Source organism: Streptomyces sp. NPDC002640 (assembly GCF_053592575.1).
In genome coordinates, this window is sequence record NZ_JBSFVZ010000013.1 from 140,189 (window position 1) to 153,514 (window position 13,326).

Here is a 13,326-nt window from a genome sequence, read left to right on the forward strand (position 1 = left end):
CCGGCCGCCGTCCGCGGCCGGGGCTCCTCCGCCGACGGGGTCAGTGGTCGTCGAACTGGACGGAGATCCGGTCCGTGCTGGACGGCCACGCCGGTACCCGCAGCACGTCGACGCGGCCGCCCTCGCCCCGCGGGCGGGAGACCAGTGACAGGGGCCGGTCCCGACGGGTCGTCACCGGCAGGTACACGTCCATCCCGCTCAGGAACGGCGTCTGGAAGAACGGCGACAGGGGTGCGGAGAGGTCGGTGACCCGGTCGGCGTTCTTGTCGAAGACGAACAGGCCGATCGTCCGCCGGACGCGGGGGGTGTTGGCGGCGTTGAGCAGCTGGACGCCGTTCACCGTGAGCGAGTCGCCCGCCTCCCCCTGGTCGCCCCACCATTCCTTCTGCCGGGTGACGGTGAGCGCGGCGTGCCCGTCGCCGGTCTCCACCTGGCCGGAGACGCCCTCACCCGGCCGGCTGGTCAGCAGCCGCACCAGGTGGTCGGAGCGTTCGAACGGCGGGAAGTAGAGGTGGTGGGTGGAGTCCTCGTCCCAGATCAGGGCGAACTCGTAGTGGGCGGACCCCTTGGCGCGCACGGGACCCCACGCGCCGTCGGCGCCGATCGTCGCGACCGCCTCCGGCCGGCCGCCGAGGCGGGCCCCGGTACGGGGGTCGACCCGGTGGACCTCCAGCCGCACGCCCTCCGCCGGGACGTTGGACGGGAAGAGCTGGGCCCGTCCGGCCAGGGTGATGTGGCGTTCGGGCAGGATCCGGGTGGTGCGCGGTTCCTCGCCGTGGAAGAAGCGGTAGAACGCGGCGAAGGTCTCCTCGGAGGTGACCGTCTCGGTGTGGCCCTGGCCGGGGAGGTGCACGTTGTGCCCACCGACGACGGCGCGGGCCGGGTCGCCCTCGCCCCACACGGCGAGGGTGGGCACGCCGCCCGGCAGGTCGGGCGAGGTCCGCCCGTCGAGGTTGACGTAGTGGGCGACCCTGGCGGCGCGGTCCGGGGAACTGCGCAGGTACGTCTGCATCAGCAGGGTGCCCAGCGAATGGGCGAGGAGGTCCACCCGGTCGGCGCCGCTGTGCCGGAGCAGGCGGTCGATCCGCCGGTCGAGCGCCGTGTACACCGCCTCGGGGGTGGTGGTGGCGAAGGTGGAGTCGTACTCGTGGGCCTCGATCAGCTCGGCCGGGAAGCCGTTGCTCGTCAGCCGCCGGGCCTGGGTCTCGAACTGGCCGCCCGAGCCGCTGGATCCGTGCACGAAGATCACCGGCCGTGGCACTGCTGCGGCGCCGCCGCCCTCCGCGAGGGCGGGCGCGGGCAGGGCGCACAGCACGGCCAGCGCGGACAGCAGGGTGACGACGCGTCGCCACACGGTGGATCGCGGCCTGGCGCCGGGGACCGCGTGCCCGCTCCGGCCGGCCCCTCTCCGGCCGGTCTCTCGTCCCCCGGTGTCCTGTGACGCGGCGTCCTGCGACGCGGTGCCTGGTGACGCGGTGCCTGGTGACACGGTGGTCCACCTCTCACGCATGGCTCGGGAATCGGTTCCCGTCACCGTCCCGGCGGCCGGGGACAGCGGCAAGGCCGCGCGTGCGAGGTCTGTGCCGCCGCCCATCACCGCGGCCGCGGGCACGGCGGGCGCACAGCCCGCGGTGCCCGCGACCGCGGGGCCGCGCGGGGTCAGCGCCTGCGGAAGCGTTCGACCGCGCGCTGGATCTCCTCGCCGGTGGCGGTCGACGCCTGGGCCCAGGACTCGAACTCGAGCGTGGCCCCGAAGTCGCCGGTGCGGGCGATGCCCACGGCCCGCTTGATGTCCCGGACCAGCGCCGGGTCCACCGCGGCCCACCGCTCGGTGAGCGCACGGGCCTCGGCGACCGGGTCCTCGGCGACGGTGAGCGCCACCCCTTCCCGCACCGCCGCCTCGGCGTCCAGCGTCCCGCCGTCGAGCAGCAGGGCGAGCGCCTTCTGCGGGCCGAGCGCGTCGACCAGGAACCAGGTGCAGCCGCCGCCCGGGTGCAGGCCGATCCGGGTGAAGGTGGCCGCGAACGAGGCGCGCGGGCCGGCCACCCGGACGTCGCAGGCCATGGCGAGGTTGAACCCGGCGCCGACGGCGGGTCCCTGCACCGCGGCGACGGTCGGGATGGCGAGCGAGCGCAGACTCAGGAAGCTCGCGTAGACCTGGTGCAGGTGCTCGCGGATCTCGGACACCGGACGTCCGGTGTCCCCGAACAGCGCGGGCAGGTCGGCGCCGGCGCAGAAGGCGGAACCGGCGCCGGTGACCAGCAGGGTCCGGGCGCCGCGGTCGTCGGCCACCGTGGCGACGGCCTCGCCCAGTTCGCGGCACATGGTCTCGTCGAGACAGTTCCGGCGGTCCGGGTCGTTCAGCGTGAGCGTCCAGCGGCCGCCGTCCTCGACCAGGTCGACCTTCGTCATCGCGCCCCATTCCTCGTGCGTGTCCGTACGTGCGTGCTCGTGCCGGCCCCGGCCGTGGTGCCGGGGCCCGGTGGAACCTACCGTCCGCCTCGCGCTCCCGCCGCACCCGGGTGGGCCGGGAGCCTGCTGCCGGGGCCTGTCGGTGCCTGTCGGTGGCTGCCGGGGGGCTGTTGGCGCTTGTCATGATCCGAGTACGCTCCCCGTGCCCCGGAGCCGGGGCTGCCGCCCGACCCGATGGAGGACCCGATGACCGCAGCCGACGCGTCCGTGGACCCGGTGGCGGACGGCGCGCCCGCCCCGGTGCTCGCCTACCGTGACGACGCGCTCGGCACGGACGACGCGGTGGGCCTGCTGGCCCGGCTGCGGGCGGGCGAGGTGAGCGCCCAGGAGGTGGCCCGGGCCGCGGTGGAGCGGATACGCGCGGTGGACGGCCGGCTCCACGCGCTGCAGGTGGACGCCTTCGAGGCGGGCGTCGCCGCCGCGCCCGGCGAGGGGCCGCTCGCGGGGATCCCCACCCTGGTCAAGGACAACACCACCTACGCGGGCCTGCCGACCGGTCACGGCACGGCCGCCTTCGTGCCCCGGCCCGCGCCGCGGCACGCCCCGTTCACCCGGCAGTTCACCGCCACCGGGATGACCGTGCTGGGCAAGACGCGGCTGCCGGAGTTCGGCTTCAACGCGAGCACCGAGTTCGAGGACGCCGAGCCGGTCCGCAACCCGTGGAACACGGCGTTCTCCGCGGGCGGCTCCTCCGGCGGCAGCGCGGCGCTGGTCGCGGCGGGGGCGGTGCCCGTCGCGCACGCCAACGACGGCGGCGGTTCCATCCGCATCCCCGCCGCCTGCTGCGGGCTGATCGGGCTCAAGCCGACCCGGGGCCGCATGGCGCCGAACGAGACGGGCCGCAGCCTGCCCATCGACGTGGTCGTGGACGGGGCGGTGACGCGCACCGTGCGGGACACGGCGGCCTTCCTCGCGGCGGCCGAACGGGCCCGTCCCGCCTCCGCCCTGCCCCCGATCGGCAGGGTCGAGGGTCCCGGCGAACGGCGGCTGCGGATCGGTCTGCTCCTGGACTCCCCCACCGGCACGGTCACCGACGAGGCGACCCGCGCCGCGGTCACCGCCACGGCCACCGTGCTGGAGGGCCTCGGCCACCGCGTGGAGCCGTACCGGATGCCGCTGGACGCGCGGTTCGAGGAGGACTTCGTCACCTACTGGGGCCTGCTGGCCTTCCTGGCCGGCTCCACCGGCCGGCTGCTGATGGACCGGCGCTTCGACCGCCGCCGGATGGACGGCCTGAGCCAGGGCCTGCGCGCCCACTTCCTGCGGCGCTGGCGCACCACGCCGACCGTGCTGCGGCGCCTGCGCCGCGCCTCCCAGGAGGCGTACGAGCACTCCGCCGCCCGCTACGACGTCCTCCTCTCCCCCGTCCTGGCCCACACCACGCCTCGGCTCGGCCACCTGTCCCCCGCGGTGCCGTTCCCGGACCTGATCACCCGGCTGAAGTCCTACGTGGCCTTCACCCCGATCAACAACGTCTGCGGCAGCCCTGCGGTCTCTCTCCCGGCCCCGCACCGCACACCCGAGGGCCTGCCGGTCGGGATCATGCTCTCCGGACGCACGGGTGAGGAGCGCACCCTCCTGGAGGTCGCCTACGAACTCGAGGCCGCCCGCGGCTGAGGCACGTCCCCGGCGCCGCGGACGGCCGCACGGGCGGACGGCCGCACGGGCGGACGGGAGACACGGCGGGCTGGCGGACACGGGGGCTGGGGGACACGGCGGGCTGGGGCACGGGTGACACGGTGACACGGGTGGCCCAGCTGGACGGGCCCGGGGCGCGGAGGGCTGCTTAGGCTGATGCCGCCCGGCCGGCCGCCCCGTCCCCGCCCCGAACCGGGGCCGTCCAAGGAGCCGCACCACCATGAACACGCACCGTTCCCCGGCCCGCGCGTCCGGCGCCGTGGCCGTCGCCGTCGTCGCCGCCCTGTCGCTGGCCGCCTGCGGCACCGACAGCGCGTCGTCCTCGGGCCCGACGCCGACCGGCAGCCCGACCGCGTCCCCCTCGCCCACCGGGAACGACCAGGCGCACGACGCGCAGGACGTGTCGTTCGCGCAGGGCATGGTCCAGTACCACCGCCAGGCGATCGAGATGGCCGACCTCGCCGAGTCGCGGGCCGAGTCCCAGCAGGTCAAGACGCTCGCCCAGCAGATCAAGCAGGAGAAGGAGCCGCAGGTCACGCAGCTGACGCAGTGGCTCACCTCCTGGGGCGAGCCCGTGCCGGAGGCCAGCCCCACCGGCACCGCCAGCCCGACCGGCACCGCCAGCCCCACGGGCACCGGCAGCCCGACCGGCACCGGGAGCCCCACGGACACCGCCAGCCCGACCGGGACCGGGAGCCCGACGGACACCGCCAGTCCCACCGACACCGGGAGCCCCACCGGGACGGAGAGCCCGACGGACACGGCCAGCCCCACCGGCACCGCCAGCCCGACCGGCGGCGACCTGCCCGGCCTGGCCACCGAGCAGGAACTGGACGAGCTCCGCCAGGCCTCCGGCGCCGACTTCGACGCCCGGTTCGTCACGCTGATGACCGAGCAGCACGAGGGCACGCTGGAGCTGGCCCGGACGGAGACCGAGCAGGGCCGGTCCCAGCCGGCCAAGGACATGGCGCAGTCGATCGTCGACAGCCAGACCGGCCGGCTCCAGGAGATGCGGCAGCTCGCGGAGCAGAACCAGTACTGACCCACCCGACCCCCGCCCCCGCCCCCGCCCCCGCCCCCGGCAGTCCTGTGTTGCAGGTCACATCTCCCGATGTCACATCTCCTCGCGCCCGTTCCGTCGAGGTGGTGAACCGTCCACACGGCAGAGGAGATCTGACATGGAACCGCGCATCAACGCCTTCGCCAGCCCGCTGGGAACCAGCTTCGTCAAGCGCCTCACCGCGGCGGGCAGGCTGGTGGCCGACTCGTCGGTCCCCCACCTCACGCAGGAGCTGGTGAAGATCCGCGCCAGCCAGATCAACGGCTGCGGCTTCTGCACCGACATGCACACCAAGGACGCCCTCGCCGCCGGCGAGACGCAGCTCCGCCTGAACCTGGTGGCGGCCTGGCGCGAGGCCACGGTCTTCACCGAGGCCGAGCGGGCGGCGCTGGAGCTGACCGAGGAGGGCACCCGCATCGCCGACGCGGCCGGCGGCGTCCCCGACGAGGTGTGGGCCAACGCGGCCAAGCACTACGACGAGGAGCAGCTCGTCGCGCTGGTGGCGCTGGTCGCCGTGATCAACACCTACAACCGGCTGAACGTGATGCTGAGGATGCCGGCCGGCGACTACCAGCCCGGCCAGTTCGGCTGAGCGCGTCGCCCGGCGGCAGCGGCCCGTCACGGCGCCGGCCGCCCCGGACACCCCGGGGCGGCCGGCGCCGTGTCGCACCGGGGTGGACCGGCGGCAGGTTTGGTGAAGGCCGCCTCGGGCAACCGTGGCTTCCGGACCCGGAGCCGCTGTCCTTCCGGGCCCCCCGCGACGCCTTGCGCCGTGCGGTCGTCCCAGCATCACGGAGGTCCGGCGGTGAGCGCCATTCCGACGCCCGAGCCCCCTGCCAGAGCCGCAACGGCGGCCGACGACGCGGAGGTGGTCCGCCTGCGACGGCGGCTGGAGCGCCTGCTCGGAGTGGCCGCCACGGAGGGCAACGAACTGATCGCCCTGCGGAACGGGGACGAGATCTTCCCCGCCATGCTCGAGGCCATCCGCGCGGCCGAGCACACCATCGACATGATGACCTTCGTCTACTGGCGGGGGCAGATCGCGCGCGACTTCGCCGCCGCACTGAGCGAGCGGGCCCGCGCGGGTCTGCGGGTCCGGCTGCTCCTCGACGGCTTCGGGGCGCACCGCATAGAGCAGGACCTGCTGGACTCCATGGACGACGCGGGGGTCCAGGTCGCCTGGTTCCGCAAGCCGCTGTGGCTGTCCCCGTTCAAGCAGAACCACCGCTGCCACCGGAAGGTGCTGCTGGTCGACGAGACCGTCGCGTTCACCGGCGGCGTCGGCATAGCGGAGGAGTGGGCGGGCGACGCCGGCGGCCCCGACGAGTGGCGGGACACCCACGTCCGGCTGCGGGGCCCCGCGGTGGACGGCCTGGCGGCCGCGTTCGCGCAGAACTGGGCCGAGTCGCACAACGAGCTCTTCGACGACCGGGACCGCTTCCCCGCCCAGGCGCAGCACGGCTCCGCGGTGGTGCAGGTGGTGCGGGGCTCGGCGTCCATCGGGTGGCAGGACATGCAGACCCTGCTGCGGGTGATGCTGACCTCCGCCGAGCGGCGGTTCCGGCTGGCCACCGCCTATTTCGCCCCGGACGGCTACTTCGTCGACCTGCTCTGCGCGGCCGCGCGGCGAGGCGTGGAGGTGGAGGTCCTGCTGCCCGGCCCGTACACCGACCAGCGGGCCTGCCAGCTCGCCGGCCAGGGCTACTACACGCGCCTGCTGGACTGCGGCGTCTCCGTGTACCAGTACCAGCCCACGATGCTGCACACGAAGATCGTGACCGTGGACGGGGTGGCCTCCCTGGTCGGCTCGACCAACTTCAACCGGCGCTCGCTGGAGCACGACGAGGAGGTCATGCTGGCGGTGCTCGACAAGGAGTTCACCGCGACGCTGGACCGGGACTTCGACGCGGACCTGGAGCGCAGCGTGGCCATCGACCGCAAGCGGTGGCGCCGCCGGGCGGCGGTGCAGCGGCTGAAGGAGGCGTCGGTCACCCCCATCCGCCGCTTCCTCTGAGCACGGTCGCGCACGTCACCCCGCGGGCGGCGCCGGGCGCCGTCACCCACCGTCACTCCCCGGGCGGCGCCGGGCGGACGTCGAAGCCGCCGCGGCCGTCGAAGCGCACCTCCACCACCGCGTCGAAGCCGTCGGAGGTGCTGGGGCGGCGCAGCCTGCGGAAGGTGGCGCGGACGCCCACGTCCGGCACCCTGGCGGCACCTTCCCGCCGGGCGTTGCGGCGCAGGGAGCCGGTGAGGTCGGGCGGGAACCAGTAGGCGGTCACGGCGGCGCCGTGGGCGTGGGCGGCCTCGATCAGCGGGTCCCGCTCCTCGGGGGTGGGGTTGGTGTTGTCGACCGCCACGGCCGCTCCCGCCGTCAGGGCCTCCTCCACCTGGCGCATCTGCCGCGCCTGCTTCGCGCGGGCGCGGCGCGGGAACAGGTCCTTGCTGACCAGCGTGTACCGGGGCGCCAGGCAGCGCCGGTAGAACGTCGACTTCCCGGCCGCCTGGAGCCCCACCAGAACGGCCATCCCGGCCGCTCCGCCGTTCGCCGTCACGCGCGCCTCCTCCAGGCCCGGGGGTGTCCCGCCCGCCGCCGGCCAAACCTCCGCCGACCGGGCACCCGGCATGCAACCGCGTTCTCGGGGGACCCGAGTCTCCCAGCGCGCGGAGAAGACGGCGAGGCCATGAACACTGTCGAACAGTCGATCGATGTCGAGGTCCCGGTCCACGTGGCGTACAACCAGTGGACCCAGTTCAAGACGTTCCCCCGTTTCATGGACGGGGTGAAGCACGTCGAGCAGACGCAGGCGGCGCTGACCCACTGGGTGACCCGGTTCGGCGGGCGGACGGTGGAGTTCGACGCGGAGATCCTGGAGCAGGTCCCCGACCGGCGGCTGCGCTGGGAGGCGCTGGACGCGCCCCGGCACCTGGGGACCGTGACGTTCGAGCCGCTGGACGAGAACCGCTGCCGGCTGACCCTGCGGCTGGAGCCGGTGGGATCCCCCCGGCTGCTGGAGCGGGTGGGGGCCGCGCTCGGGCTGGTGCGGCGCTGGGTGGACGGGTCGCTGCGCTGCTTCAAGGAGTTCGTGGAGGGCCAGGGACGCGAGACCGGCACCTGGCGCGGCGAGATCAGCCGCAGCCATGTGCGCCCCGGATCGCACCACCACAGCCGCGAGGTCCCGACCTGGCCCACCGGCTGACCGAGCGCCGCATCCCGGCGGCGGCGCGTCGGCCCCGCCGTGCACGACAGTTGAGGAGAGATCACGTTGCAGAAGCCGTCGAACGAGGAATCCAGCGACGACCGCCTCGAGGTGACGCCGCCCAAGACCTGGGCCGCGGGCGTCCCGGCGGTGTACCACGCGATGGAGTACTCCCTCTCCCAGACGTCGCCCCGCCGCACGGGGCTGACCCTGCTCAACCTGAACCAGGAACCGGGCTTCGACTGCCCGGGCTGCGCGTGGCCGGACCCGGCACCGGGCAAGCGGCCGATGAACGAGTACTGCGAGAACGGGGCGAAGCACACCAACGACGAGGCGACCTCGCGCCGGGTCACCCCCGAGTTCTTCCGCCGGTACTCCGTCGACGAGCTGGCCGCCCGGTCGGACCGGTGGCTCAACCAGCAGGGCCGGCTGACCCAGCCCATGGTGAAGCGGCCGGGCGGGAGCCACTACGAGCCGATCAGCTGGAGCTCCGCCCTGGAACAGATCGCGGACGAGCTGCGGGGCATGGACTCGCCCGACGAGGCGGTCTTCTACACCTCCGGCCGGGCGAGCAACGAGGCCGCGTTCGTCCTGCAGCTCTTCGCCCGGGCCCTCGGCACCAACAACCTGCCCGACTGCTCCAACATGTGCCACGAGTCGAGCGGGTCGGCCCTCAACGAGACGCTGGGCATCGGCAAGGGCGACGTCAGCCTGCCCGACATCCACCACGCCGACCTGATCCTCACGGTCGGCCAGAACCCCGGCACCAACCATCCGCGGATGCTGTCCGCTCTGGAGGAGACCAAGCGCCGGGGCGGCCGCATCGTGGCCGTGAACCCGCTGCCGGAGGCCGGGCTGGCCCGGTTCAAGAACCCGCAGAAGCCGCGGGGCGTGGTGGGCCGGGGCACTCGGGTCGCCGACCGTTTCCTGCACATCAAGGTCGGCGGCGACCTGGCCCTCTTCCAGGCGCTCAACATGCTGCTGCTGGAGGCGGAGGAGGCCGCCCCGGGCACCGTGCTGGACCACGAGTTCATCGAGGCCCACACCCAGGGCTTCGACGCGTTCGTCGAGCACCTGCGCGCCGACTTCTCCTGGTCGCGCGTCGAGGAGGCCACGGGCCTGACCCGCGCGCAGATCGAGGAGGTGCGCGACATGGTCCTGGAGAGCAGGCGGGTCGTCGTCTGCTGGGCGATGGGGCTCACCCAGCAGAAGCACGGGGTGCCCACCATCCGCGAGGTGGTCAACTTCCTGCTGCTGCGGGGCAACATCGGCCGCCCGGGCGCGGGCGCCTGCCCGGTGCGCGGCCACTCCAACGTGCAGGGCGACCGCACCATGGGCATCTGGGAGCGGATGCCGGAGGCCTTCCTGGACGCGCTGGGGCGGGAGTTCGGCTTCGAGCCGCCGCGCGAGCACGGCCTGGACTCGGTGAACTCCATCCGCGCGATGCGGGACGGCAAGGTCAAGGTCTTCCTCGGCCTGGCGGGCAACTTCGTGCGGGCCACGCCGGACAGCGAGGTCACCGAGGCCGCCGTGCGGCGCTGCCGGCTGACGGCGCACATCTCCACCAAGCTCAACCGCTCGCACACGGTGTGCGGCGAAACCGCCCTGATCCTGCCGACGTTGGGCCGCACGGAGCGCGACGTCCAGGCGGGCGGCGAGCAGTTCGTCACCGTGGAGGACTCGATGAGCCAGGTGCACGCCTCGCGCGGCGTGCTGGAACCGGCGTCCAAGCACCTGCTGAGCGAGGTGGCCATCCTGAGCCGCCTGGCCCGCCACACGCTCGGCGACAAGGTCCCGGGCATCCGCTGGGAACGTTTCGAGGCGGACTACGGCTCCGTCCGGGACCACATCGCGCGGGTGGTCCCCGGCTTCGAGGACTTCAACACCCGCGTCTCCCGCCCCGGCGGCTTCGGTCTGCCCAACCCGGTCAACGAGGGCCGCTTCCCCACCCCGAGCGGCAAGGCGCTCTTCAGCCGCAACGCGTTCGAGCACCTCAGCGCGCCGGAGGGCCACCTGATCCTCCAGACGCTGCGCTCCCACGACCAGTGGAACACCGTGCCGTACACCGACAACGACCGGTACCGGGGGATCCACGGCTCCCGCCGCGTCGTCCTCGTCAACCCCGCCGACCTGCGGGACCTGGGGCTCGAGGAAGGCGCCGCGGTGGACCTGGTGGGCGTCTGGCGCGACGGCGTGGAGCGCCGCGCGGAGGACTTCCGGGTGGTCCCCTACCCGACCTCGCGGGGCTGCGCCGCCTCGTACTACCCGGAGACCAACGTGCTGGTCCCGCTGGACAGCGTCGCCGACATCAGCAACACCCCCACCTCCAAGGGCGTCGTCGTGCGCCTGGAACCGCGGGACCTTCCCGCGACGGAGGCGGTGGCGGCGGGCGCCACGGACCGCGGCACCGCCTGAGAAACCCGCTTGCCGCTCCGGTGCCGGTGGCTGAACCATGGCGTCATGCTTCAGCCACCGACCGCAGCCGCCGCCGGAGCCCCACCCGCGGCCGGGGTGCGCACCCCCTGGTGGGCCGTGCCCGCGGGGGTGCGGCGCCGGGTCGAGGACCGGCTGGGGGCGCCGGTGGTGGAGGCCGCGACGCAGACCGGCGGCTTCTCCCCCGGGGTGGCCGCCCGGGTCCGTCTCGCGGACGGCCGCCGGGTCTTCGTCAAGGCCGTGGGTCCCGAGCCGAACCCCGACACCCCCGGACTCCACCGGGCCGAGGCCCGGATCACCGCGGCCCTGCCCGTCGCCGCGCCCGTGCCACGGCTCCTGTTCTCGCTGGACCGGGACGGCTGGGTGGTGCTGGTCCTGGAGGACGTGGACGGCCGGACCCCGGCCCAGCCCTGGCGGACGGACGAACTCCGGCGGGTCCTCACCGCGGTGGGCGACCTCTCCCGGCGTCTCGACCCCTCCCCCGTCACCGTCCCGACCCTCGCCGAGGCCTGCGACAGCCGCTTCCGGGGCTGGCGGCGGCTCTCCACGGACGCGCACGACCTGTCCTGGCTCGGACCGTGGGCCCGGCGGCACCTGTCGCGACTGGCCGAGAGGGAGGCCGGGTGGCAGGCCGCCGCGTCGGGCACCGCCCTGGTCCACGGCGACCTGCGCGCCGACAACGTGCTGCTCACCGAGGACCGCGTGGTGGTCGTCGACTGGCCCTGGGCGGCCGTCGGCGCGCCCTGGTTCGACATCGTGGCGCTGGCGCCCAGCGTCCTGATGCACCGGACGGCCGAGGAGGCCGCCCTGCCCCTCCTCGAAGCGCACCTCACCGCCCGGGGAGCCGACCCCGAGGACGTCACCACCGTGCTGGCCGCCGTGACCGGCTACTTCCTCCACTCCTCCGGCCTGCCTTCTCCCCCGGGCCTGCCGACCCTGCGGGGCTTCCAGCGCGCGCAGGGCGAGGCGGCGCTCCGCTGGCTCCGCCGGCGTCTCGAACCGGCGTGATCGGCACGGGAGTTCAGCCGTCGGTGCGGAGTGGGGGCAGGATCAGCTGGCGGAGGAGGGGGGTCGTGGCGGCGGCCGGGCCGCGGGACTCGGTCTGCAGGACCAGTTCGTTGGTGGGGAGGATGAACGCCCGCACGCGCAGGGGCTCGTCGCGGGTGAGCCGGGCCTCGCGGATGGTGCCGCGGACCAGGGCGTCGAGCGCCTGACTGGCGGTCTCGACGTCGCCGAACCAGGACGCGGCGGTCAGCCGGGCGCGCAGGCGCAGCCGGGCGCCGGGGCCGGCGCAGGAGTTGGCGCGGAACTCCTCGGCCCACCTCCACGGCACGTGGTCGGGCTCGCTCAGCGGCAGGGCGGTGGGACGCAGGACGGGGGCCGCCCGCCCGTCCGCCGGAGCGGCGGGAGCGGGGAGCTCGTCCGGGCCGTCCATGGTGACCTCCTTCCGGTGGCCCGCGTACCGGGCCTGTCACCATGCTCCGGCCACGGCCGGGCCGCCCGCCTGAGTACACCTACTCAAACGGGACGTCCCGAGAGCACCCACGCGTAACGCGCCCCCCGGCCGCCCCTGCGCTACCCCGCCCGGCAGTGGAGGCCGCCCCCGCGCTCCACCGCCGCCCGGGCCAGGGGGGGCCACCCCGCTCAACACCCACCGCGCGGTCCCCTCGTCCACGGGGGTCCCGTCCTCCGCCGAACTCCGGGACCAGGCCGAGGCGGCGTCGCGCAGCCGGGGCGGCTCCGCGGCGGCGTGTCGTCCGGCGCGGTGAGGAAGTCGACGGCGGTGCTCATCGGTCGGGGGTCCCCAGGTCGTCGCGTCGAAGGGCGGGGCGTCGCCGCGGGGCGCGGGATGGGCGAGGATCAGAGCCATGGCAGAGAGCTTCCCGACCGTCACCGTCTCCTGGGGCCGCATCGACACCTGGCTGGCGGCCCGCGCCCCGAGAAGCCTCGGCATGCTCGCGCCGCCCGCCGCCGAGGCGGAGATCGAGGAGGCCGCGCGCCTCCTCGGCGTCCCGCTGCCGCCGGAGTTGGCCGAGTCGCTGCGGCGGCACGACGGCGTCACTCGGTGGGCGACCGTGCTGCCGGAGCAGGCGCCGCTGTCGGCCGCCGGCATCGTGGAGCGCCGCCGCGTCCTCGCCCAGGTCGCGGCCGAGAACGACGGGCTGACGACCATGCCGTGGGACGACGAGCCGTGGTGGCACCCGCGGTGGATCCCCTGGGCGGAGGACGCCGGCGGCGGGGTCGAGGTCGTCGACACCCGGCCCGGTCCGCACCGGGGCCGGCTCGGGTGGGCGGGCCACGGCGGCGGAGGCGACTTCACCGACGCCTGGCCCTGCCTCGCCGCGCTGCTGCACGCGGTGGCCGAGGCACTCCACCACGGCGGGGACGTCCGCGGCCTCCACCCGTACCTCACCGCGGAGGGCACCCTCTGGTGGGACGCCCCCGACGCCTCCGACGCCCCGGACGGCGGGCAGCCGCTCGTCCCGGCGCCCGTCGGGCTGCCCTGAGGGACGGCGTGGCCGCGAG

12 protein-coding genes are annotated in these 13,326 nt (G+C 74.8%); 8 read left to right on the plus strand and 4 right to left on the minus strand.

Annotated elements, in window-relative coordinates; translation table 11 throughout:
- Positions 1–40: 40 nt before the first annotated feature.
- Together ACWD3O_RS19285 and ACWD3O_RS19290 are read right to left on the minus strand one after the other, a co-directional pair.
- A complete protein-coding gene (locus ACWD3O_RS19285) occupies positions 41–1,354 on the minus strand; it encodes an alpha/beta fold hydrolase (protein ID WP_451416673.1) in 1,314 nt (437 codons plus the stop codon).
- Positions 1,355–1,659: 305 nt separating this feature from the next.
- A complete protein-coding gene (locus ACWD3O_RS19290) occupies positions 1,660–2,412 on the minus strand; it encodes an enoyl-CoA hydratase (RefSeq protein WP_451416674.1) in 753 nt (250 codons plus the stop codon).
- A gap of 246 nt (positions 2,413–2,658) precedes the next feature.
- On the opposite strand from ACWD3O_RS19290, the gene ACWD3O_RS19295 reads away from it, so the two are divergent.
- From ACWD3O_RS19295 to ACWD3O_RS19310, 4 genes are all read left to right on the plus strand, one after another.
- The gene (locus ACWD3O_RS19295) at positions 2,659–4,089 is read left to right on the plus strand and encodes an amidase (protein ID WP_451416675.1); all 1,431 of its coding nucleotides are present in this window, start codon (positions 2,659–2,661) and stop codon (positions 4,087–4,089) included.
- Between the two features lie 241 nt (positions 4,090–4,330).
- Positions 4,331–5,152 (plus strand): DUF305 domain-containing protein, encoded by an 822-nt coding sequence (locus tag ACWD3O_RS19300; protein WP_451416676.1) that lies wholly within the window; start codon positions 4,331–4,333, stop codon positions 5,150–5,152.
- Between the two features lie 136 nt (positions 5,153–5,288).
- Positions 5,289–5,762 (plus strand): carboxymuconolactone decarboxylase family protein, encoded by a 474-nt coding sequence (locus tag ACWD3O_RS19305; RefSeq protein WP_451416677.1) that lies wholly within the window; start codon positions 5,289–5,291, stop codon positions 5,760–5,762.
- A 222-nt stretch (positions 5,763–5,984) separates the two neighbouring features.
- Complete coding sequence (locus ACWD3O_RS19310) at positions 5,985–7,184, plus strand: phospholipase D-like domain-containing protein (protein WP_451409034.1); 1,200 nt, start codon at positions 5,985–5,987, stop codon at positions 7,182–7,184.
- 52 nt (positions 7,185–7,236) lie between these two features.
- Here ACWD3O_RS19310 and ACWD3O_RS19315 read toward each other — a convergent pair whose 3' ends face one another.
- Positions 7,237–7,722, minus strand: coding sequence for an AAA family ATPase (locus tag ACWD3O_RS19315; protein ID WP_451416678.1), 486 nt, complete (start codon positions 7,720–7,722; stop codon positions 7,237–7,239).
- Positions 7,723–7,851: 129 nt separating this feature from the next.
- Here ACWD3O_RS19315 and ACWD3O_RS19320 point away from each other — a divergent pair, with 129 nt between their 5' ends.
- The 3 genes from ACWD3O_RS19320 (at position 7,852) to ACWD3O_RS19330 (ending at position 11,808) form a co-directional block, all read left to right on the plus strand.
- Positions 7,852–8,367: an SRPBCC family protein gene (locus tag ACWD3O_RS19320; RefSeq protein WP_451416679.1), complete on the plus strand. Its 516-nt coding sequence runs from the start codon at positions 7,852–7,854 to the stop codon at positions 8,365–8,367.
- 66 nt (positions 8,368–8,433) lie between these two features.
- A complete protein-coding gene (locus ACWD3O_RS19325; protein ID WP_451416680.1) occupies positions 8,434–10,782 on the plus strand; it encodes an FdhF/YdeP family oxidoreductase in 2,349 nt (782 codons plus the stop codon).
- A 45-nt stretch (positions 10,783–10,827) separates the two neighbouring features.
- A complete protein-coding gene (locus ACWD3O_RS19330; protein WP_451416681.1) occupies positions 10,828–11,808 on the plus strand; it encodes a phosphotransferase family protein in 981 nt (326 codons plus the stop codon).
- 13 nt (positions 11,809–11,821) lie between these two features.
- Here ACWD3O_RS19330 and ACWD3O_RS19335 read toward each other — a convergent pair whose 3' ends face one another.
- Positions 11,822–12,235, minus strand: coding sequence for a hypothetical protein (locus ACWD3O_RS19335; protein WP_451416682.1), 414 nt, complete (start codon positions 12,233–12,235; stop codon positions 11,822–11,824).
- Between the two features lie 433 nt (positions 12,236–12,668).
- On the opposite strand from ACWD3O_RS19335, the gene ACWD3O_RS19340 reads away from it, so the two are divergent.
- Positions 12,669–13,307: an SMI1/KNR4 family protein gene (locus ACWD3O_RS19340; RefSeq protein WP_451416683.1), complete on the plus strand. Its 639-nt coding sequence runs from the start codon at positions 12,669–12,671 to the stop codon at positions 13,305–13,307.
- The last annotated feature ends 19 nt before the right edge of the window (positions 13,308–13,326 follow it).

Coding starts and splice junctions, on each gene's coding strand:
- ACWD3O_RS19335 (WP_451416682.1), bottom strand. CDS start 12,235: ATGGACGGCCCGGACGAGCTCCCCGCTCCCGCCGCTCCGGCGGACGGG.
- ACWD3O_RS19295 (WP_451416675.1), top strand. CDS start 2,659: ATGACCGCAGCCGACGCGTCCGTGGACCCGGTGGCGGACGGCGCGCCC.
- ACWD3O_RS19305 (WP_451416677.1), top strand. CDS start 5,289: ATGGAACCGCGCATCAACGCCTTCGCCAGCCCGCTGGGAACCAGCTTC.
- ACWD3O_RS19320 (WP_451416679.1), top strand. CDS start 7,852: ATGAACACTGTCGAACAGTCGATCGATGTCGAGGTCCCGGTCCACGTG.
- ACWD3O_RS19330 (WP_451416681.1), top strand. CDS start 10,828: ATGCTTCAGCCACCGACCGCAGCCGCCGCCGGAGCCCCACCCGCGGCC.
- ACWD3O_RS19300 (WP_451416676.1), top strand. CDS start 4,331: ATGAACACGCACCGTTCCCCGGCCCGCGCGTCCGGCGCCGTGGCCGTC.
- ACWD3O_RS19340 (WP_451416683.1), top strand. CDS start 12,669: ATGGCAGAGAGCTTCCCGACCGTCACCGTCTCCTGGGGCCGCATCGAC.
- ACWD3O_RS19290 (WP_451416674.1), bottom strand. CDS start 2,412: ATGACGAAGGTCGACCTGGTCGAGGACGGCGGCCGCTGGACGCTCACG.